This is a genomic window from Campylobacter sp. CFSAN093246 (assembly GCF_012889415.1).
In the GTDB taxonomy this organism is placed as follows: domain Bacteria; phylum Campylobacterota; class Campylobacteria; order Campylobacterales; family Campylobacteraceae; genus Campylobacter_D; species Campylobacter_D jejuni.
Genome location: NZ_CP040613.1, coordinates 874,988 through 895,052, shown reverse-complemented (window position 1 = coordinate 895,052; position 20,065 = coordinate 874,988). Strand labels below are relative to the sequence as shown.

Genomic DNA, 20,065 nt, shown 5'->3' with positions numbered 1-20,065 from the left:
AATGAGAGCATTGCTTAGTGTGAGTGATAAAGAAGGTATAGTAGAATTTGGCAAAGAGCTTGAAAATTTAGGCTTTGAGATTCTTTCAACAGGTGGGACTTTTAAGTTTTTAAAAGAAAATGGAATAAAAGTTATGGAAGTGAGTGATTTTACAAAAAGTCCTGAGCTTTTTGAAGGGCGTGTAAAGACTTTACACCCTAAGATTCATGGTGGAATTTTACACAAAAGAAGCAATGAAAATCATATCAAACAAGCAAAAGAAAATGAAATTTTAGGAATTGATCTAGTTTGTGTGAATTTATATCCTTTTAAAAAAACCACTATCATGAGTGATGATTTTGATGAAATTATAGAAAATATCGATATAGGTGGGCCTGCGATGATAAGAAGTGCAGCAAAGAACTATAAAGATGTGATGGTACTTTGCGATCCGCTTGATTATGAAAAAGTCATCGAGACTTTAAAAAAAGGTCAAATTGATGAGAATTTTCGTTTAAATTTGATGATAAAAGCTTATGAGCATACGGCAAATTATGATGCTTATATTGCAAATTATATGAATGAACGCTTTAACGGAGGTTTTGGAGCGAGTAAATTTATAGTAGGACAAAAAGTATTTGATACAAAATATGGAGAAAATCCACATCAAAAAGGGGCTTTATACGAGTTTGATGCCTTTTTTAGTGCAAATTTCAAAGCCCTTAAAGGCGAAGCAAGTTTTAATAATCTAACCGATATTAACGCAGCTTTAAATTTAGCTAGTAGTTTCGATAAAGCTCCAGCTATTGCTATAGTAAAACATGGAAATCCTTGCGGTTTTGCTATAAAAGAAAATTTAGTACAAAGCTATATACATGCTTTAAAATGCGATAGCGTTAGTGCTTATGGAGGAGTGGTTGCAATCAATGGAACTCTTGATGAGGCTTTAGCAAATAAAATCAATGAAATTTATGTAGAAGTAATCATCGCAGCCAATGTAGATGAAAAAGCTTTAGCTGTGTTTGAAGGTAAAAAACGCATTAAAATTTTCACTCAAGAAAGCTCGTTTTTAATCCGCAGTTTTGATAAATATGATTTTAAACATATTGATGGGGGTTTTGTATATCAAAATAGCGATGAAGTTGGCGAAGATGAGTTTAAAAATGCAAAGCTTATGAGTCAAAGAGAGGCAAGTAAGGAAGAATTAAAAGATCTTGAAATCGCCATGAAAATAGCAGCATTTACTAAATCAAACAATGTTGTTTATGTAAAAAATGGCGCTATGGTGGCTATAGGCATGGGTATGACAAGCAGAATCGATGCAGCAAAGGTAGCAATCGCTAAAGCTAAAGAAATGGGGCTTGATTTGCAAGGTTGCGTTTTAGCAAGTGAAGCCTTTTTTCCTTTTAGAGATAGCATAGATGAAGCAAGTAAAGTAGGGGTTAAAGCTATAGTAGAACCAGGCGGAAGTATAAGAGATGATGAAGTGGTAAAGGCGGCTGATGAGTATGGTATGGCGCTTTATTTTACAGGAGTAAGACATTTCTTACATTAAGTTTAATGAAATGTTATGTTTTTTACACATAATTCAATAAAAATTAAATAAATTATGTGTAAAATATTTCCGAAAAATTTTATTTTTAGGAAACTATGATGTTTAAAACTATAGGATTTAAGGTTTCTGCTGCAATTTTTGTGGTGTTGCTTATAAGTTTCATTGTAATGCAAGTGATTTTAAATTTGGATTTTAAAAATACTGCCAATAAAATGAGCAGGGCAAATTTAAATACCGTAAGTACTTCTGTTTTTCAAACAATGAGAATGGCTATGAATTTAGGAGATCCTGAAAAAATTAAAGAAGCCATTGAAGATGTAAAAAGTATAGAGGGTATTAGTGATATTAAAATTTATCCTTCAAAAGATACTATAGATCTTTTTGAGATGAAAGCCCCTCAAATTTCAAATGATAAGCGTATTATAGAACAATTTTCAAATCCTGAAATTCAAGCTTTGGAAGAAAATATAAATGGTGTTGTGTATTTAAGATTGATACGCCCTTTGATTGCAGATGAAAGTTGTGTTACTTGTCATGAAATGCTAATACAGGAAGTGTGATTGGGGTTATGGATATATTACATTCTTTAGAAGGTGTTTAAAAAGATATAAGCAAAACCGGTCAATCTTATATTATAATATTTACTATTGCTTTGATTTTTACCCTTTGTGGTGGTTCTTTTAATACTTAAAGTTGTTGTTGGAAAGCCCGTTTTAGAGCTTTTAAATCATGCTAAAGAATTAGCTCAAGGAAGCAGCAATTTTAAAAGCTCGTATTTCAGTTAAAGGTCAAGATGAAATTGCTTTAGCTTGTGGATATATCAATCAATTTATCGAAAAAACTCACAAGGCAGTTAGCAGTGCAAGTCATAATTTAAAAAATGTAGAAAAACAAAGCAATCTTTTAAATTCAAATGCTATTTTTTAAGTGATATCAGTTCACAAAGTCATAAGCAAATAGATCAAAGTTTTAAACTTGGTGCAAATGTTGGCAATGAACTTAGAGAACTTGCTAGTTTGTCAAATAAGGCAAATAGTGCCAATGAAAAATCCTTTTTATTATTAGAGCAAATGCTTAAATCTTTGTTTAATGTTGCTAATAAAGTATCAATAGTATCCCAAAATGAAAATGAATTGGCTAAAAAAGTTGAAAACATGGTCAATCAAGCAGGTAATATACAAAAAGCAACTCAAATGATGGATAAGATCGCAGATAAAACAAAATTACCATCCCTAAATGCTGACATAGAAGTAGCTAGGGCTGGTGCATTTGGACTAGGTTTTTCTGTAATTGCTGAGGATGATAGGCAGTTGGCTCAGAACAGTGAAGAATTTTTGGGAAATGTAGCTCAAATTACAAAAGAGCTTTTGCAAAGTATTAATGAGGTTAACGCAGAATTAAAGAAAAATACTCAAAGTATACAAGCTTTAAATGATGACACCGCTTTATTGGTTGATGATGCTAATGAGGTTAAATTATGTAACGAAGATGCTAGGGCTTTGGTAACTCAATGTACTGAAAAAATAAAAATTTCCCAAGAGAATATATAAAATTTACTTTCTCGTATGCAAGAAAATGTTGAAGTAAGTGAAAAGAATGAAGAAATTTCTAAAATTCTACTTCAAGTTGTAGATGAGTTAAAAATAGTGTGTCATAATCTCGAAAGCGAACTTAACCAATTTTAAATTTAAAGGAATAAAATGAAAAAAACGCTTCAAATTGCTTTAGCTGCAACTTTTTTTGCAGGTTGTGCTAGTACTTCTGTTACTTCATCTACTTCTAAAGGTAATAATGAACTTGTACAAAATCAGCTTTTCAAAATAGAAAAAATTATAGTTAATGGTAAAACTTTTGATCCAAAAAACGCAGAGGAAAGTCCAAATATTAGTTTTGAAAATAATAAATTTTATGGTTATTCAGGGTGTAATCGTTTTTTTGGTTCTTACCAAACTAAGGCGGATACTTTGCAAATCGAAGGTGATCGCGTAGCTTCAACTCAAATGCTTTGTCATCCAATGGATGTAATGGATTTTGAAAATTCTTTCCTTTCAAATTTCAAAGGAATTTTTAAAATTTCAAATGAAAATGGAAAACTTGTTTTAAGTAATGATGAAATGAAGATCTTTTTTAAATAATACCCTAAAGCCTCGAAATATCGAGGTAATCTTCTTAAATTTGACAAAAGTCTAAAAAATGATACAATTATAATTTTATTATCAAAAAGGTAGTTAAATGATAAAATCAATTCCTGAATGGAGTGAGCAAGAATACCTCATGCTTTCTTTACCCCATGAAAAAAGCGATTGGAATCCCTATTTAGAGGAAATTTTGCAAAGTTATAAAGAATTTGTAAAAGCAGTGAGTGAATTTCAAAAAGTTTTACTTATAGCTCCTAAACAGAGTGATTTTGAAAATTTTAAAGATATAAAAAATGTAGAGTATTTTAAATGTGATACCAATGATACTTGGATACGTGATTTTGGAGCTATAGATATAATAGAAAATGGTCGTTTAAAGGCTCTTGATTTTACTTTTAATGCTTGGGGAAATAAATTTCAAAGTGAGCTTGATAATGCTGTAAATTCTAAGCTTTTTAAAGAAAAATTTAAAGAGGAACTTAAAAAGGTTGATTTTATTTTAGAAGGAGGAAGTATTGACTTTAATGGAGAGGGTGTGATGCTTACAAGCTCTCATTGTCTTTTAAATGAAAATAGAAATTCTCATCTAAACAAAACCCAAATTGATATAAAATTAAAAGAAATTTTTGGTTTAAAGCAAATTATTTGGCTAGAAAATGGTTTCATAAAAGGTGATGATACAGATCATCATATCGATACCTTAGCAAGATTTATAGATAAAAATACCATAGCACATTGTATTTGTGAAGATGAAGAGGATGAACATTATTTGCCTTTGCAAAAAATGAAAGAAGAGCTTAAAAAAACAGGCTTTGATTTAGTAGAACTTCCTATACCTAATCCTTTATACTATGAAGGAAGAAGATTGGGCGCAACTTATGCGAATTTTGTTTTTATAAATAATGCTTTAATTGTGCCTTTTTATAAGGATAAAAATGATGAAATCATAGCTAAAAGACTTTCTAAAGCTTTACCTAGTCATAAAATTATAGGAGTAGATGCAAGAGTGTTTTTACGACAAAACGGTTCTTTGCATTGTTCTTGTCAAAATCGTTTCAAAGGTTTAAGATGAGTTTGCAAAAAAAAGCAACTCTTGTAGCAAGTTTATGTGCCATTGTTTTAGCCTTGGTTAAATTTATAGTAGGCTTAACAAGTGGTTCTGTTGCAGTACTTTCAAGTGCGATTGATTCTTTAATGGATTTTGCTATTTCTGCTTTTAATTTTTTGGCTCTTAAAAAAAGCTCACAAAAGGCGAATGAAAATTATAATTTTGGTTTTTCTAAAATTGAAGCTTTAATGGGTTTGTTAGAAGGTGTTTTTATAGTTGGCGTGGGGATTTTTATTTTTTATGAGAGTATTTTAAAGATTTATTATAAAGAAGAAATTAAAGATTTAAATTCAAGCATCTATGTGATGATTTTTACTTTAATTATGACTTTTTTTCTTGTACTTTTTTTAAATTATGTAGCTAAAAAAACCAAAAGTTTGATTATAGAAAGTGATGCTTTGCATTACAAAACAGATTGCTTAACCAATGCTTGTACTTTAGGGGCTTTGGTTTTGATTTATTTTACAAATTTACATATTATTGATGCTATTTTTGGGATAGTGATCAGTCTTTATACGGCATTTTCTGCTTTTAAAATCATTAAAAAAGCTTTAGCTTTTTTAATGGATGAGGCTTTACCTAAGGAACAAGTGGATAAAATTTGTACTTTGATTTCTAATAATCCTGAAATAATTTCCTATCATGAATTAAAGACGCGTAAAACTCCAAGTTGTAATTATTTAAGCGTGCATTTGGTTTTTTGCCCTATAATTTCGCTTTTAAATGCGCATAAAATTTCAGATGAAATAGAAGAAGGTGTGCGTAAGATGTTTGAAAATGAAAAATGGGATATACAAATTCATTTAGATCCTTATGATGATGCAGAACAAGAAAGGCAAAGACAATGAAAATCGCTTTAATACAACAAAAATTTCATTTAAATAAAGAACAAACTATAAAAAAAACTTGCGAATTTATAGAAGAAGCCTCTAAACAAGGAGCTGAGCTTGTTTGCTTAGGAGAACTTCATCAAAGTGAGTATTTTTGTCAAAGTGAAAATGTGGATTTTTTTGACTATGCTAATGATTATGAAAAAGATGTGAAATTTTGGGCAAATATAGCTAGAAAAAATCAAATAGTGCTTATTGCTTCATTGTTTGAAAAACGAAGTGCCGGACTTTATCATAATACTGCAGTGGTTTTTGAAAAAGATGGTTCTATAGCAGGCAAATATCGCAAAATGCACATACCCGATGATCCTTGTTTTTATGAAAAATTTTATTTTACTCCTGGAGATTTGGGTTTTGAACCTATAAATACAAGTTTAGGTAAGCTTGGAGTGCTTATTTGTTGGGATCAGTGGTATCCTGAAGCAGCAAGAATTATGGCTTTAAAAGGAGCTGAGATTCTTATTTATCCCACGGCAATTGGTTGGTTTGATAAGGATAAAGATGAAGAAAAACAAAGACAGCTCAATGCTTGGCTTGGCGTACAAAAAGGACATGCTATAGCTAATGGTTTATATGTAGTAGCTATCAATAGAGTAGGTTTTGAAAAAGATGTAAGCGGGGTAGAAGAGGGCATTAGATTTTGGGGAAATTCTTTTGTTTTTGGCCCTCAAGGTGAAGAACTTTGTCTTTTAGATTCTCAAAACGAATGTGTAAAAATCATAGAAATAGATAAAAAAAGAAGTGAAAATGTGCGTCGTTGGTGGCCTTTTTTGCGAGATAGACGCATAGAATATTTTACAGATTTAACTAAAAGATTTATTGATTAAATCAATAAATCTTATTTGTTTTGTATATTTTCAAGATAGCTTTTTATTTGCTCTTTTTCTTGTTCGTTTAAATTTATAAAACTTATTTCTTTAAGTCTTGATAAAAGCAAATTATCTTCTAAAATTTCATTTTTTCCTATTTCTAAAGAAGTGATGACGCTAGAACTTATGAGAAGTCTTTGGGTTGCATCTTTTCTTAAGCCCCATATATTATGTATGGCAATATTATTATCTGTAATTTGCCCTGCATAAAGCATAATATGTCCAGGTAAATAAAGTAAACTAAGATAAGCTTTCCCAAAGCGGTTTAAAAAATCTTTTTTTTGAGAATTACTAAGAGTGCTTATATCAAAATGATTAAAAGAATTTTTTTGTGCAGCTGAATTTCTTGGTAGATAAAGTCCAAAAGCTGAAAAGATATCACGAGTTAGTAAAGAACAATCTCTTTCAAAATTATAACCGCCCCAGCCATAAGGCAAATTTAAAACTTGTGAAAGTTGATTTTTTAAATTTTTATCATTGAATTGTAAAGGAAATTTAGATACATCTTTTTTAGAAATTTTATATTTTTTAGAACCTATTTTTCCATAAAAATAGTTTTTATCTTCTTTGTAGTAAGGATAGATAGCACCAATTCTACTTTCAAATAAAAATTTACCATCCTCGCTATAGATAGCAAATTTTTCTTTTAGTGGTGTGATAAAGTTGAGATTTTCATAGATTTTCGCTCTATCGTTTGAGAAAAATTCCAAATTTTTACTTTCAACAAATCCAAATCCAGCTTCACCTAAAACAAAAGCATAACGCTTATCTTTACTAAAATGTGAAATTAAGACAGGGGCTCCAGTATTTAAAATGCCATCGCTTGCATAGTCAAAAGGAATTCCTTCATTTTCAAAAAAAGGATTTTTTAAGATAGCTCTTTGGGTTGGAAGATTTTTAATGATTGTATTTTGGATAATTAAAGCTTTTTGATTAAGTTTACCGAATTCTTGGATATTTGCGTTATTTATAGCGTTTTTAAACCATGAAAGTGGAATAATTTGTTTATTGAAAAAATAATAAGTATTTTTTGAATTTAAATATAAAGGAAAGGACCAAAAAATATTTTGTCCTTTGTAATTTTTAAATGAATCATGCCAAGGGTTAAAGAAATATTTTTTATATCGTTTTGCATCAAAATTAATATCGTAAGCAAATTGTGGCAAAATGTTTACATTTTGTTCGTATTCAAGTTTTGCATAATGTTGATTTTCATTTTTTTGTTCTAAATTTTCACGATGAAGTGAAGTTAAATTTTTTGTTGAACAAGCTGTTAAAAATAGCACTATAAAAGTAAAATATAAACAAGATTTCATAATCAACCTTTTAGAAAAAATAGTTATAATTAAAGCCAAGGAAATATAATGTTTGATAAACTAGAAAAAATTTTAGCTTATGATAATGTTTTTTTAAGTGGTGGTGCTGGAGTTGGTAAAAGCTTTTTGACAAATGAGCTTATCAAATCTTATAGAAAACAAAAAAAATTAGCCATAGCTCTTGGTTCTAGTGCTCTATCGGCGTTTAATATAGGCGGTGTTACTTTACACAGCTTTTTTTGTTTAGGGTATTGTGATGATATGATGAAATTAAGTGTATTGGATCGCAATCAAAAACAAAAAGAAAAATTAACAAAACTTAAAGAGCTTTTAAAAACGATTGAGCTTATTATTATCGATGAAATTTCCATGGTTAGTGCAAATGTTTTTGAAATGATAGGCTTTAGACTTAAAAATTCTCAATTTAATGGAAAAATTTTAGTTGTTGGAGATTTTTTTCAACTGCCTCCAGTAATTAAAGAAAAAAAAGAAACTTTATTTAACCATTCTTATTATGCTTTTTCTTCATTTTTTTGGCAAGATTTAAATTTTAAGAATATTAAACTTTCTCAACCTAAAAGAACGCAAAATATGGAATTTTATAACCATTTATCTTTGATTAGACAAGGTTTTTTAGATGAAAAAATTTTAAGCTTTTTTGAATCTTTGCGAATTGATTATAAAGAATTAGAAAATTTAGAAGATGATTATACTTTACTTTGTGGTATCAATAAAAAAGTAAACAATATCAATCAAGAAAAATTAAGCAAACTTGAGACCCCGCTTGTATGCTTTAAGGCTCAGGTTAAAAAAGAAGATAAGAGAATAAAAGATGAAGAGCTTGATTCTTGGATTAGAAGCTTAAATATATTGGAAGAATTAAATATTAAAATAGGCGCTCGTATTATTTTTTGCGTAAATAATTGGGATAAGAATTATTATAATGGAGAGCAAGGCATTATAGAAGATATTCTTTATGAAGAGGAGAAAATTTATATTAGCATTATTAAAAATAATGGGATGAAAATTTTACTTGAACCTTATACTTTTTTCATGGAAGAACTTGAGCAATCAGGTAAAGATTTTGTTGTTAATATTCTCGCAAGTGTTACACAGTTTCCTATTAAATTAGCTTATGCTATTACTATACACAAATCACAAGGTATGAGTATTGAAAAATTAGTGTGTGATATTGATCATATTTTTGAAAATGGACAGCTTTATGTCGCTCTTTCTCGCGCTACAAACCCAAATACTTTAAAAATTTATTCTACAAAAAAGATAAATTTTGGATTTTATTTTGCTAATATTTTAAAAATAGATTCTAATGTGATTGAATTTTATAAAAAACATAATTTTTTAGATCTCGAAATACAAGAACAAATCATTTAAAGGCATTAAATGAAAAAAATATTTTTAAGTGTTTTTTTGGTTTTGAGTTTAAATGCTCAAAATCTTGAAATAGATAAAATAAGAACAGATTTGTATTCTAAAAGTGGAGCAAATGTTCTTAAAAAAGTTGAAATTTCTTTGGAATTTGATGGGAATAATTTAAAAGAAAATGAAAATAAGTTAATTGATGCTGTAAATACAGTAATTTCAGGGTTTTTTTATGAAGATATTTTTACAGAAATTGGAAAAAATAATTTTAAAAAAACTTTAGAAAAATTTTTAGATAAGAAATATAAGATTAAACTAGATGATATATATATCATATCTTTAAGTGGAGTGGAAAAATTTGATTTAGAGGAGTTTAAACGCTTTTTAGAAAGTACTGAGGCTAAAGAGAAGGGTATGGGTAGCGAGGTAAAAAAAGCACTTGAAAACTTAGAAGTTCCTAAAACTCAAGTTCCTAGTGTTGAAAAGATCCCAACTCCTAGTGTTCCAAATTTAGAAGTCAAGCAAGTTGAACAGCTTTTCAAAGATCCAGATGAAGAAAATAAAAATGACAATGGAGAAATCAATATAGATAATTTAAATACACCTAAAATGACTCCAGATATAGAAGAAAAAATTAAAAGAGATTTAATCGCCAATCCTCCACAAATATTCAAAGAAAATAACGCAAGCAAGCCTTATCATTTGCCACAAACAGGCTATGATATAAAGCTTGATGAGAATTCAACGCAAAATTAGCGAACTATATCATAATTTTGCGGAATTTTTGCCTTGAAAATATCGGAGTTGATTTTTGGATTTTTAATTTGATTGTTTAGATTGATTATAACATCATTTTCAAATTCATCTTTATAGGATATGCTTTGAATTTGCTCTTGATTAAGCTTAATTGTATAGTTTATATTATCATATTTTGCTGCAAGTTTATCCTTATCTATAAGACTTGCTTTTTTGAAAATTTCATTAAGATTTGGAATGTTATCAAGATGAGAGAAAATGACTTGTTCTAGATCGTGCTCTACTATGGTTACTTGATTTTTGTTGATATAAATCTCTTTTTTACTAGGAGTATCATAACTCCAATATGCTTGATCTTTGCTCAGTATAAAATGCCCAGAATAAGAAAGTGTAGAGTTTTTGGATTTCACTATTTGGGTAAAATTGCTTGAAAAGGTATTAAAATTAAGATCAAGGGCAAAAAGTTGTCCTATAAAAATAAAAAATATCAAGAATGTTTTTTTCATTTATTTTCCTTAAAAAAATATATTTTTTATGTCATTCTAGCTAATTTTAATTAAATAATCGTTATAATGATAGTTTGAAAAATTTATAAAGGTTTAAAAATGTTTTTAAATACTTTAAAAGCCGTGTTTGGCACAAAAAATGATCGTGAAGTTAAGAAATATTTCAAGCGTGTAGCACAAATCAATGCTTTAGAAGGCAACTATCAAAATTTAAGCGATGATGAATTAAAAGCCGAATTTGCAAAATTTAAAGAGCAAATTTTAAGCGGAGAAAAAAACGAAAATGATGTTTTAAATGATGTTTTTGCTATAGTCAGAGAGACAGGTAAGAGAACTTTAAATATGCGTCATTTTGATGTGCAGTTAATCGGTGGTATGGTTTTGCACGATGGAAAAATCGCAGAAATGAAAACAGGAGAAGGTAAAACTCTTGTAGCAACCTTACCTGTTGTTTTAAATGCCATGAGTGGCAAAGGCGTACATGTCGTTACAGTAAATGATTATCTAGCCAAAAGAGATGCTGAGCAAATGAGTGCGATTTATAATTTTTTAGGTTTTAGTGTTGGCGTGGTGCTTTCTTCTCAAAATAGTGATATAGAACACAAGCAAGCTTATGATTGTGATATTACTTATGGAACCAATAATGAGTTTGGTTTTGATTATTTGCGTGATAATATGAAATTTTCAAAAGCTGAAAAAGTTCAAAGAGAGCATAATTTTGTTATCGTAGATGAAGTAGATAGTATTTTAATTGATGAGGCAAGAACTCCGCTTATCATCAGTGGTCCTACAAATCGTACTTTAGATGGTTATATTAAAGCCAATGAAGTAGCTAAACAAATGCAAAAAGGTGAAGCAGTTTTACCCCCTGCAAAACCTGAGGGTGATTTTGTAGTAGATGAGAAAAATCGTAATATTTTAATTACAGAAGCAGGTATTGCTAAGGCTGAAAAACTTTTTGGCGTAGAAAATTTATACAGTCTTGATAATGCTATCTTAGCTCATCAGCTTGATCAAGCCTTAAAAGCACATAATCTTTTTGAAAAAGATGTGCATTATGTTTTAAGAAATAATGAAGTTATCATTGTTGATGAATTTACAGGGCGTTTAAGCGAAGGACGTCGTTTTAGCGAAGGATTGCATCAAGCTTTAGAAGCTAAAGAAAATGTAAAAATTCAAGAAGAAAGCCAAACTCTAGCAGATATTACTTTTCAAAATTATTTTAGAATGTACAATAAACTTGCAGGTATGACAGGAACTGCACAAACAGAAGCGACTGAATTTTCTCAAATTTATAGTTTAGATGTTATTTCTATACCGACAAATATTCCTATTAAAAGACAAGATAAAGATGATCTTATCTATAAAACTCAAAATGAAAAATTCAAAGCTGTAATTGAAGAGATTAAAAAAGCCAATGCTAAAGGTCAGCCTGTACTTGTAGGAACCGCAAGTATAGAGCGCAGTGAAGTTTTTCACAATATGCTTGTAAAAGAGAAAATCCCTCATCATGTTTTAAATGCTAAAAATCACGAGCAAGAAGCTTTGATTATCCAAGATGCAGGTAAAAAAGGTGCTGTAACTATCGCTACAAATATGGCAGGTCGTGGCGTGGATATAAAAATCGATGATGAGATTAGGGCTTTGGGTGGGCTTTATATCATCGGTACAGAAAGACATGAAAGCCGCCGTATTGATAATCAACTTCGTGGTCGTGCAGGAAGGCAGGGTGATCCTGGAATAAGTCGTTTTTATCTAAGTTTAGAAGATAATCTTTTAAGAATTTTTGGTGGGGATCGTATTAAAAGTATTATGGATCGCTTGGGCATAGAAGAGGGCGAAAGCATAGAATCAAGAATCGTTACAAGAGCGGTTGAAAATGCGCAAAAAAAAGTTGAAAGCTTGCATTTTGAAAGCAGAAAGCATTTGTTAGAATACGATGATGTAGCAAATGAACAAAGAAAAACTATTTATCGTTATCGTAATGAGCTTTTAGATGAAAACTATGATATTAGAGCTAAAATTTCTCAAAATATCGCTGAATATAGCGCAAATGTAATGAATGATTATATGCTTGACGAAAGCGGTTCTAATGTAAATTTTGAAAATTTGAAAGCAAAAATTTTGTATGAATGTTCAACTCAGATTAGTGAAAAAGATTTTGAGAATTTAAGCGTCATTGAAATGCAAGACAAGCTAAGTCAAATTCTTGAAAATTCTTATAATGAAAAGATGTTAAGACTTGAGATTAAAGAATTGCGTAATATAGAGCGTATTTTATATTTGCAAGTTTTGGATAATGCTTGGAGAGAGCATTTGTATCAAATGGATATTTTAAAAACAGGAATAGGACTTCGTGGATACAATCAAAAAGATCCTCTTGTGGAATATAAGAAAGAAAGTTATAATCTTTTCTTGGAGTTGGTCAATCGTATTAAATTTGATAGTATTAAACTACTTTTTAGCGTGCAATTTAATCAAGAAGAGGCGCAAAATTTAGAAAATAAAGCCAATGAAGAAAATGAAAAGCTACTTCAAAGCTCAGTAGAAATGGGCGCAAGCGAAGATAATCTTGGCGAAGCTGAATTTAAAAAAGTTCCACGCAATGCTCCTTGTCCTTGCGGAAGTGGAAAAAAATTTAAAGAATGCCATGGAAAAAGTGGTCCTAAGCAAGGAATTTTAGCTTGAATAAAAGCGTTTTAAAATATTTACTTTTTAAGTATTTAAGATTTGATAAAGAGCAACCCTTTATCAATCTTTCTATGCTTTTGGCCTTTTTAGGAGTTTGTGTAGGACTTTGCGTTTTGCTTGTAGCTATGGCAATTATGAATGGTTTTGATAAAGAATTTGAAAAACGCTTTTTTGTGATGAATTATCCTATTACTATTTTGCCTAAATTCTACGCTCCTGTAAATGATGAATTTATAGATGAGTTAAGAAAAACATTTCCAAATTTGTTATTTAGCCCTTATTTAAGCACTCAAGTTGTTGTAAAGGGAGATAATCGTTTTGAAGGTGGTGTGCTTTTTGGCGTTAATTTTAATGATGAAAAAAAAATAAACGAAGTGGTTGCTAAAGCTTTAAAGGATGAGAATTTAAGTGGTTTTGATATACTTGTAGGATCAGCACTTACTGATGAATTTGGTTTGCATAAAAATGACAAACTTTCACTTATTTTTTCAAATCTTAATCCTAGTGGTTTTTCTTTAGTACCGCAAACTAAACGTTTTGATGTTAAAGCGCGTTTTACTTCAGGGCTTGCATTTTATGATAAAGCTTATATGTACACAGATGTTGATGCATTGAAAAAAGTACTTGGAATACCTAAAAATCCAAATTATGATGGAATTCATGTATATAGCGATAATGCTTTTAAGGATGTTGAAAAAATTAAATCTTATTTAAAAGATGATTATGCTGTGGTGGGTTGGTGGGAGCAAAATAAAAATTTTTTTTCAGCCTTAGAACTTGAAAAAAGAGCGCTTTTTATAGTGTTGATGCTTATTATTTTGGTTGCAAGTTTAAATATAGTAAGTTCTTTATTGATGATAGTAATGAATCGTCGCAGTGAAATAGCACTTTTACTTGCTCTAGGTGCAAGCAAAAATGAGGTAAAAAAGAGTTTTTTTGCCTTAGGTATGCTTATTGGTGGTGGTGGTATGATAGTGGGTGTGGTACTTGCATTTTTTGCTTTATGGCTTTTGGGAAATTTTGATATTGTAACTTTACCTGTTGATGTTTATGGAACCAGTAAATTACCACTTGATTTGTCTTTAATGGATTTTTCTTTAACCATTGTGGGTGCTTTAATAATCATAGCTTTATCATCTTTTTATCCTGCAAAAAAAGCAACTCAAATTAATATTTTAGATACTTTAAGAAATGAATAAATTGTAATTTTGGAGATTTTTATTGTCTTTGTTTACTCAAAAAAATAAGAATTTTAAACCTTTAAAACCTCTATCAAAGTCAAAAATAATCACTAATTTAATTCTTTTGATTTTATTTTTAATATTGTTTTGTTATTGTAGTTTTAGTATAAGTGCTTATCATTTTGATTTTAGCGCAATTGCAACCTATAAAGAAAAATTTCTTCAAGGTTTTTTAAATACTTTAATAATCAGTTTTTTTTCTTTATTGTTGAGTATAATTTTGGGTGGAGTTTTTTGTGCTTTTTCTTTAAGTTCGATTGTTTTTTTAAGATTTTTATCTACATTTTACATAGAGCTTGTCAGAGGAACCCCTTTACTAGTGCAGGTATTATTGATATATTATATCATTGCAAATAATTTAGGACTTGATAATCGATATGTGGCTGGAGTTATTATTTTATCATGTTTTTCTGCTGCTTACTTAGCTGAAATATTTAGAGCTGGAATTTTAAGTATTTCTATATCTCAGCTTGAGAGCGCTAGGGCTTTAGGGTTAAAAGAGATGCAGGTTTTTGCGTATGTAATTTTTCCCCAAGCTTTAAAAAATATTTTAGCACCGCTGAGTGGACAATTTGCAAATTTAATTAAAGATAGTTCCTTATTAAGCGTTATTGCTGTAAATGAATTAACCCAAAGTGCGCAAGAGATAAATTCTTATACTTTTGCTACTCTTGAAGCTTATGTAATTTTGGCTATTACATATCTTGTTTTGACTTTACCTATAAGTATATTTTCTCGTTATTTGGAGAGAAAATGCCAAAAATGATTTAAAAAAGCTTGACAAATAGAGCTAATTTTGGCATAATCACATTTTTATTTCAGAAAATGTCTCGTTAGCTCAGCCGGTAGAGCATCTCCCTTTTAAGGAGGGGGCCGTTGGTTCGAATCCAACACGGGACACCATTATAAAGGTCGCTTAGCTCAGTTGGTAGAGCGCCACCCTTACAAGGTGGATGTCATAAGTTCGAGTCTTATAGTGACCACCATTTTATAAAATCATAAATAGGTTTTATAATCTCTACTTCTTTACTTTGGAAGGTCGCTTAGCTCAGTTGGTAGAGCGCCACCCTTACAAGGTGGATGTCATAAGTTCGAGTCTTATAGTGACCACCATTTTATAAAATCATAAATAGGTTTTATAATCTCTACTTCTTTACTTTGGATGCAGCGGTAGTTCAGCTGGTTAGAATGCCGCCCTGTCACGGCGGAGGTCGCGGGTTCGAGCCCCGTCCGCTGCGCCATATTGTCTCGTTAGCTCAGCCGGTAGAGCATCTCCCTTTTAAGGAGGGGGCCGTTGGTTCGAATCCAACACGGGACACCATTTTTATTGTTAGGGTTATGACCCTTTCGTCTAGTGGCCCAGGACAACACTCTCTCTGTGTGGAAACAGAGGTTCAAATCCTCTAGGGGTCGCCAATCATAGGTCGCTTAGCTCAGTTGGTAGAGCGCCACCCTTACAAGGTGGATGTCATAAGTTCGAGTCTTATAGTGACCACCATTTTATAAAATCATAAATAGGTTTTATAATCTCTACTTCTTTACTTTGGATGCAGCGGTAGTTCAGCTGGTTAGAATGCCGCCCTGTCACGGCGGAGGTCGCGGGTTCGAGCCCCGTCCGCTGCGCCATCTTGCTTGGTAACAATTTTATAAGTATAATTTACAAAATAATAAAAAATAGAGCTAAGGAAAAAAATGCTTATTATTGGACATAAATTATTAAAAAATTTAGATTTTTCTTTTATTGAAAGTGTTGAAGAAGTTAAAGATAATAAAGTTTATTGTATTGTTTATGATGAAAAATTGATTTCTTATTTAAGTCAAAATGATTTTGAATTTGCTATTTTAGTTCAAAATAAAGATGAGATATTTTTAGCCAATGCTTTAGGAGCTAAGTTTTTGCTTTGTAATGATAAAAAACTTGCAAAATTTGCTAGTAAGGTTGCAGAATTTTATGTTTTTGATAGTAAGGTTTTAATGATTGTTGATAAATTAGAGAATTTTAAAAAATTTTATAAATTAAAAATCGATGGAATTATTTTAAAAGATAATATAGATAATTTTCCTAAAAACTGATAAATTCTTTTGTAAAATAAGCGCTAATTGACGAGGTTTAAATAATGCAAAAAAAATCTTTTTTGAAAATTTACGGATTAATTCCTTTTTTACTTATAGCATTCATCAATGCTTTTGTGGATTTGGGACATAAAATTATTATTCAAAATACTATTTATAAGGCCTATGAAGGAAGTGAGCAGTTATTTTTAAATGCTATAGTTAATGCTTTGATTTTACTTCCTTTTATTCTTATGCTTTCTCCTTCGGGTTTTTTAGCGGATAAATATCCAAAAAATATTGTAATGAAAATTTCAGCAATTTTCAATGTTATACTCACTTTAATAATTTGCATTTGTTACTATAGCGGTGCTTTTTGGATGGCTTTTATTTTTACTTTTATAATGGGAGCACAAGCAGCGATTTATTCACCAAGTAAATACGGTTTTATTAAAGAACTCGTAGGAAAAGACTTTCTTGCTATGGGTAATGGTGTAATTAATGCGGTAAGCATTGTGGCAATCTTAGCGGGAATGGCTTTATTTTCTTTAAGCTTTGAAAGTCTTTATAGTTCTATGTATAATCAAACAGATGAAATTTTAAAAGAAGTAGCACCTTTAGGAATTGTGCTAATTTTATTTTCTTGTATCGAAGTATTTTTTGCATGTCGTTTACCTAAGCTCAAACAAACAAATAAAGATTTAGTTTTTAATAAAAAAGACTATATTCATGGAAAACTTCTAATAAATAATCTTAAGCTTGTTTTTAAAAATAAAACTATTTGGTTTTGCATAATTGGAATTTCATTTTTTTGGGCTATATCTCAACTTTATCTTGTCAGCTTTCCTGTCTTTGCCAAAAATGAACTTTTCATAGAAAATACTTTTTATGTGCAAATTTCACTCGCTTTTTCTGGTATAGGAGTGATTTTAGGCTCTTTAGTAGCTGGTAAATTTTCAAAAAAATATATAGAACTTGGACTTATTCCACTTGGTGCATCGGGTATGTTTTTAATGGTTTTTTTAATGCCTTATTTTATAAGTTTATTAAGTTATAGTTTTTTATTTTTCTTTTTTGGATTTTGCGGAGCTCTTTTTATCATTCCTTTAAATACTTTAATCCAATTTCATGCTAAAGAAAATGAATTAGGACAAATTCTTGCAGGAAATAATTTTTTTCAAAATATTGCCATGTTGGGATTTTTGCTCTTGGCAACTTTATTTGTAAAATTTGAAATCAATGTGATTTATTTGTTTTATTTTATTGCTTTGGTAACCTTTATAGGAAGTTTTTACATACTTTTAAAACTCCCCTTTTCTTTAGTGCGTATACTTTTAAGCATAGCTTTTTTACAACGATACCGTTTACTTGTGGAAGGTTTTGAAAATATACCAGAAAAAGGTGGAGCTTTACTTTTGGGTAATCATATTTCTTTTATTGATTGGGCTGTTGTACAAATGGCAATTCCAAGAAAAATTTATTTTGTTATGGAAAGAAGTATTTATTCTAAATGGTATATTAAAATTTTTCTTGATAAATTTGGTATTATTCCTGTATCAAGTACAGGAAGTAAGACGAGTTTAGAACTGATAGCAAAGCATATTAAAGAAGGTAATTTAGTTTGCTTATTTCCTGAAGGTACACTTTCGCGACATGGGCAATTAAATGAATTTAAAGCAGGATTTGAATTAGCTTGTGAATGTTTAAGTGAAGATGATGGAAAAATTATTCCTTTTTATATAAGAGGGCTTTGGGGTAGCGCTTTTTCAAGAAGTGATGAAGAATTTTCAGCAAGAAACCGCACTTTAAATAAAAGAAAAATTGCTATAGCTTTTGGTAAAGCTATGCCTTTGCATTCTAAAAAAGATGAAGTTAAAGCTAAAGTTTTTGAACTTTCTTTTATGGCTTGGAAATCACAATGCGAAGCTATGCATACTATAGCAAGAGCTTGGATAGATACAGCTAAAAAAAATCTAAATCAAATAGCTATTATCGATACACTAGCTGGAGATATTTCTTATAGAAAAATGTTGACTCTTAGTTTATTTCTTAATTTTTTTATTAAAAGAAAATCCAAAGAGTTGAACATTAACCTTCAGCGTGGAAGTTACGCTCCTAAAGAGGAAGCTATAGGAATTTTACTACCTGCTTCTTTTGCAAGTTCTTTAACCAATCTATCTGTTTTAATCGCAGAAAAAATTGCAGTAAATCTTAATTTCACTGCTGGAGAAAAAGCTCTAAAAGCAGCTATAAAAAATGCGCAAATTTCACAAATTTATACTTCTAAAACTTTTTTAGAAAAATTAGCAAATAAAGGTATAAACCTAAATTTCGATACAAATATACATTTAATTTATTTTGAAGATATTGTAGAAGATTTTAAAATGCAAAAAACTAAAATTTTTAGCATGATGCTAGCAGTTAGTATTATACCTAGTTTTATACTCAAAAGCATCTTCACTCCTTCAAAAAACAATCTTGCCATCGCAGCTATTTTATTTAGTAGTGGAAGTGAAGGTTCTCCAAAAGGTGTTATGCTCAATAACCGTAATATTTTAAGCAATATAGCACAAATTTCTGATGTGCTTTGCACAAGAAATAATGATGTCATTCTCTCATCTTTACCACCTTTTCATGCTTTTGGACTTACCGTAACTACATTTTTGCCTTTGCTTGAAGGTATTAAAAGCATCACTTTTTCAGATCCAACCGATGCCTTAGGGGTTGCCAAAGCTGTTGCTAAAAATAATGTCACTATTATGTGTGGAACTTCAACCTTTTTAGGAATTTATGCAAGAAATAAAAAGCTTGATGCTTTAATGTTTGAAAGTTTAAGAATAGTTGTATCGGGCGCTGAAAAACTAAAAAATGAAGTAAGAACTACTTTTGAAATGAAGTTTAAAAAAAGCATTTTTGAAGGTTACGGGGCTACGGAAACCACGCCTGTGGTGAGTGTAAATTTACCAAATCATTTTGATGTGGATTATTGGCTTATACATCGTGCCAATAAAGAAGGAAGCGTAGGAATGCCTCTACCTGGAACTGCGGTACGTATTGTTGATCCAAATAATTATGAAAATTTAAAAACAAATGAAGATGGACTCATACTTATAGGCGGTCATCAAGTTATGGTAGGCTATCTTAATGACAAAGAAAAAACCGATGAAGTGGTTAAAGAAATTGATGGCATAAGATGGTACAACACGGGAGATAAGGGACATTTGGATGAAGATGGTTTTTTATATATTGTCGATCGTTATTCTCGCTTTGCAAAAATTGGCGGAGAGATGATTTCTTTGGGTGCAATAGAAGAAGAAATTGCCAAATTTATAGACACTGAAGTGGTTAAATTTTGTGCCACATCTTTAGAAGATGAGAAAAAAGGGGAACAAATTGTTTTACTCATAGAATGCAATAATGAAATTTTTGAAGGAGTATGTGAGGCTATAAAAAATTCTAATATACCTACACTTTTTAAACCTAGATATTATTTTCAAATAGAAAAAATTCCCCTCCTAGGTTCAGGAAAAGTTGATCTTAAAAAAGTTAAAGAATTAGCTAAAAATTTAGCCATATAATTTGAG

General features: G+C 30.2%; 17 protein-coding genes and 8 tRNA genes. 23 read left to right on the top strand and 2 right to left on the bottom strand.

Features of this window, described 5'->3' with window-relative positions:
* Nucleotide 1 precedes the first annotated feature (1 nt).
* From purH to FBE87_RS04645, 8 genes are all read left to right on the top strand, one after another.
* Complete coding sequence (gene purH / locus FBE87_RS04680) at nucleotides 2–1,534, top strand: bifunctional phosphoribosylaminoimidazolecarboxamide formyltransferase/IMP cyclohydrolase (RefSeq protein WP_002900032.1); 1,533 nt, start codon at nucleotides 2–4, stop codon at nucleotides 1,532–1,534.
* A gap of 98 nt (nucleotides 1,535–1,632) precedes the next feature.
* Complete coding sequence (locus tag FBE87_RS09370; RefSeq protein ID WP_100621713.1) at nucleotides 1,633–2,094, top strand: hypothetical protein; 462 nt, start codon at nucleotides 1,633–1,635, stop codon at nucleotides 2,092–2,094.
* A gap of 456 nt (nucleotides 2,095–2,550) precedes the next feature.
* Nucleotides 2,551–3,084: a methyl-accepting chemotaxis protein gene (locus FBE87_RS09365; protein WP_002867433.1), complete on the top strand. Its 534-nt coding sequence runs from the start codon at nucleotides 2,551–2,553 to the stop codon at nucleotides 3,082–3,084.
* Between the two features lie 15 nt (nucleotides 3,085–3,099).
* Nucleotides 3,100–3,219 carry a hypothetical protein gene (locus FBE87_RS09360; protein WP_002886201.1) on the top strand — a complete coding sequence of 40 codons (120 nt, stop codon included), beginning with the start codon at nucleotides 3,100–3,102 and terminating at the stop codon, nucleotides 3,217–3,219.
* A gap of 15 nt (nucleotides 3,220–3,234) precedes the next feature.
* Nucleotides 3,235–3,669, top strand: a complete 435-nt coding sequence (locus tag FBE87_RS04660; protein WP_002860707.1) for an META domain-containing protein — start codon at nucleotides 3,235–3,237, stop codon at nucleotides 3,667–3,669.
* Nucleotides 3,670–3,766: 97 nt separating this feature from the next.
* Nucleotides 3,767–4,744 carry an agmatine deiminase family protein gene (locus FBE87_RS04655; RefSeq protein ID WP_002859225.1) on the top strand — a complete coding sequence of 326 codons (978 nt, stop codon included), beginning with the start codon at nucleotides 3,767–3,769 and terminating at the stop codon, nucleotides 4,742–4,744.
* Entirely contained in the window at nucleotides 4,741–5,628 is an 888-nt protein-coding gene (locus FBE87_RS04650) for a cation diffusion facilitator family transporter (RefSeq protein ID WP_002871737.1), read from the top strand. Before FBE87_RS04655 ends, FBE87_RS04650 begins: the two co-directional genes overlap by 4 nt.
* Nucleotides 5,625–6,497, top strand: coding sequence for an N-carbamoylputrescine amidohydrolase (locus FBE87_RS04645; RefSeq protein WP_002853261.1), 873 nt, complete (start codon nucleotides 5,625–5,627; stop codon nucleotides 6,495–6,497). The genes FBE87_RS04650 and FBE87_RS04645 overlap by 4 nt, the downstream gene beginning before the upstream one ends.
* A gap of 11 nt (nucleotides 6,498–6,508) precedes the next feature.
* On the opposite strand, the gene FBE87_RS04640 is transcribed toward FBE87_RS04645, so the two are convergent.
* A complete protein-coding gene (locus tag FBE87_RS04640; RefSeq protein WP_002868323.1) occupies nucleotides 6,509–7,855 on the bottom strand; it encodes an SH3 domain-containing C40 family peptidase in 1,347 nt (448 codons plus the stop codon).
* A gap of 48 nt (nucleotides 7,856–7,903) precedes the next feature.
* On the opposite strand from FBE87_RS04640, the gene pif1 reads away from it, so the two are divergent.
* Nucleotides 7,904–9,247 carry an ATP-dependent DNA helicase Pif1 gene (gene pif1, locus FBE87_RS04635; RefSeq protein WP_002853306.1) on the top strand — a complete coding sequence of 448 codons (1,344 nt, stop codon included), beginning with the start codon at nucleotides 7,904–7,906 and terminating at the stop codon, nucleotides 9,245–9,247.
* Between the two features lie 9 nt (nucleotides 9,248–9,256).
* Nucleotides 9,257–9,991 carry a hypothetical protein gene (locus FBE87_RS04630; protein ID WP_002853278.1) on the top strand — a complete coding sequence of 245 codons (735 nt, stop codon included), beginning with the start codon at nucleotides 9,257–9,259 and terminating at the stop codon, nucleotides 9,989–9,991.
* Here FBE87_RS04630 and lolA read toward each other — a convergent pair.
* On the bottom strand, nucleotides 9,988–10,497 hold the full coding sequence (gene lolA, locus FBE87_RS04625) for a LolA-like outer membrane lipoprotein chaperone (RefSeq protein WP_002894186.1): 510 nt from the start codon (nucleotides 10,495–10,497) through the stop codon (nucleotides 9,988–9,990). The genes FBE87_RS04630 and lolA overlap by 4 nt on opposite strands.
* Before the next feature lie 99 nt (nucleotides 10,498–10,596).
* On the opposite strand from lolA, the gene secA reads away from it, so the two are divergent.
* The 13 genes from secA to FBE87_RS04560 all read left to right on the top strand — a co-directional run bounded on the left by secA (nucleotide 10,597) and on the right by FBE87_RS04560 (nucleotide 20,059).
* Nucleotides 10,597–13,185: a preprotein translocase subunit SecA gene (secA, locus tag FBE87_RS04620; RefSeq protein ID WP_002875435.1), complete on the top strand. Its 2,589-nt coding sequence runs from the start codon at nucleotides 10,597–10,599 to the stop codon at nucleotides 13,183–13,185.
* Nucleotides 13,182–14,387, top strand: coding sequence for an ABC transporter permease (locus FBE87_RS04615; protein ID WP_002853329.1), 1,206 nt, complete (start codon nucleotides 13,182–13,184; stop codon nucleotides 14,385–14,387). The genes secA and FBE87_RS04615 overlap by 4 nt, the downstream gene beginning before the upstream one ends.
* Before the next feature lie 22 nt (nucleotides 14,388–14,409).
* Nucleotides 14,410–15,195, top strand: a complete 786-nt coding sequence (locus tag FBE87_RS04610) for an amino acid ABC transporter permease (protein ID WP_002853310.1) — start codon at nucleotides 14,410–14,412, stop codon at nucleotides 15,193–15,195.
* Between the two features lie 61 nt (nucleotides 15,196–15,256).
* Nucleotides 15,257–15,332, top strand: a tRNA-Lys gene (locus tag FBE87_RS04605).
* A 7-nt stretch (nucleotides 15,333–15,339) separates the two neighbouring features.
* Nucleotides 15,340–15,415: transfer RNA gene (locus FBE87_RS04600), tRNA-Val, on the top strand.
* 51 nt (nucleotides 15,416–15,466) lie between these two features.
* Nucleotides 15,467–15,542, top strand: a tRNA-Val gene (locus FBE87_RS04595).
* Between the two features lie 51 nt (nucleotides 15,543–15,593).
* A tRNA-Asp gene (locus FBE87_RS04590) sits at nucleotides 15,594–15,670 on the top strand.
* A gap of 4 nt (nucleotides 15,671–15,674) precedes the next feature.
* Nucleotides 15,675–15,750 (top strand) — tRNA-Lys (locus FBE87_RS04585).
* 19 nt (nucleotides 15,751–15,769) lie between these two features.
* A tRNA-Arg gene (locus FBE87_RS04580) sits at nucleotides 15,770–15,845 on the top strand.
* 6 nt (nucleotides 15,846–15,851) lie between these two features.
* Nucleotides 15,852–15,927: transfer RNA gene (locus FBE87_RS04575), tRNA-Val, on the top strand.
* Nucleotides 15,928–15,978: 51 nt separating this feature from the next.
* Nucleotides 15,979–16,055 (top strand) — tRNA-Asp (locus tag FBE87_RS04570).
* 66 nt (nucleotides 16,056–16,121) lie between these two features.
* Nucleotides 16,122–16,502, top strand: coding sequence for a hypothetical protein (locus tag FBE87_RS04565; RefSeq protein ID WP_100621150.1), 381 nt, complete (start codon nucleotides 16,122–16,124; stop codon nucleotides 16,500–16,502).
* A gap of 44 nt (nucleotides 16,503–16,546) precedes the next feature.
* Nucleotides 16,547–20,059: an acyl-[ACP]--phospholipid O-acyltransferase gene (locus FBE87_RS04560; protein ID WP_165433095.1), complete on the top strand. Its 3,513-nt coding sequence runs from the start codon at nucleotides 16,547–16,549 to the stop codon at nucleotides 20,057–20,059.
* Nucleotides 20,060–20,065: the final 6 nt, after the last annotated feature.

Coding starts and splice junctions, on each gene's coding strand:
- FBE87_RS04655 (WP_002859225.1), top strand. CDS start 3,767: ATGATAAAATCAATTCCTGAATGGAGTGAGCAAGAATACCTCATGCTT.
- secA (WP_002875435.1), top strand. CDS start 10,597: ATGTTTTTAAATACTTTAAAAGCCGTGTTTGGCACAAAAAATGATCGT.
- FBE87_RS04660 (WP_002860707.1), top strand. CDS start 3,235: ATGAAAAAAACGCTTCAAATTGCTTTAGCTGCAACTTTTTTTGCAGGT.
- FBE87_RS04565 (WP_100621150.1), top strand. CDS start 16,122: ATGCTTATTATTGGACATAAATTATTAAAAAATTTAGATTTTTCTTTT.
- pif1 (WP_002853306.1), top strand. CDS start 7,904: ATGTTTGATAAACTAGAAAAAATTTTAGCTTATGATAATGTTTTTTTA.
- FBE87_RS04645 (WP_002853261.1), top strand. CDS start 5,625: ATGAAAATCGCTTTAATACAACAAAAATTTCATTTAAATAAAGAACAA.
- FBE87_RS04560 (WP_165433095.1), top strand. CDS start 16,547: ATGCAAAAAAAATCTTTTTTGAAAATTTACGGATTAATTCCTTTTTTA.
- FBE87_RS04630 (WP_002853278.1), top strand. CDS start 9,257: ATGAAAAAAATATTTTTAAGTGTTTTTTTGGTTTTGAGTTTAAATGCT.
- FBE87_RS04640 (WP_002868323.1), bottom strand. CDS start 7,855: ATGAAATCTTGTTTATATTTTACTTTTATAGTGCTATTTTTAACAGCT.
- FBE87_RS09370 (WP_100621713.1), top strand. CDS start 1,633: ATGTTTAAAACTATAGGATTTAAGGTTTCTGCTGCAATTTTTGTGGTG.
- purH (WP_002900032.1), top strand. CDS start 2: ATGAGAGCATTGCTTAGTGTGAGTGATAAAGAAGGTATAGTAGAATTT.
- FBE87_RS09360 (WP_002886201.1), top strand. CDS start 3,100: ATGCAAGAAAATGTTGAAGTAAGTGAAAAGAATGAAGAAATTTCTAAA.
- FBE87_RS04650 (WP_002871737.1), top strand. CDS start 4,741: ATGAGTTTGCAAAAAAAAGCAACTCTTGTAGCAAGTTTATGTGCCATT.
- lolA (WP_002894186.1), bottom strand. CDS start 10,497: ATGAAAAAAACATTCTTGATATTTTTTATTTTTATAGGACAACTTTTT.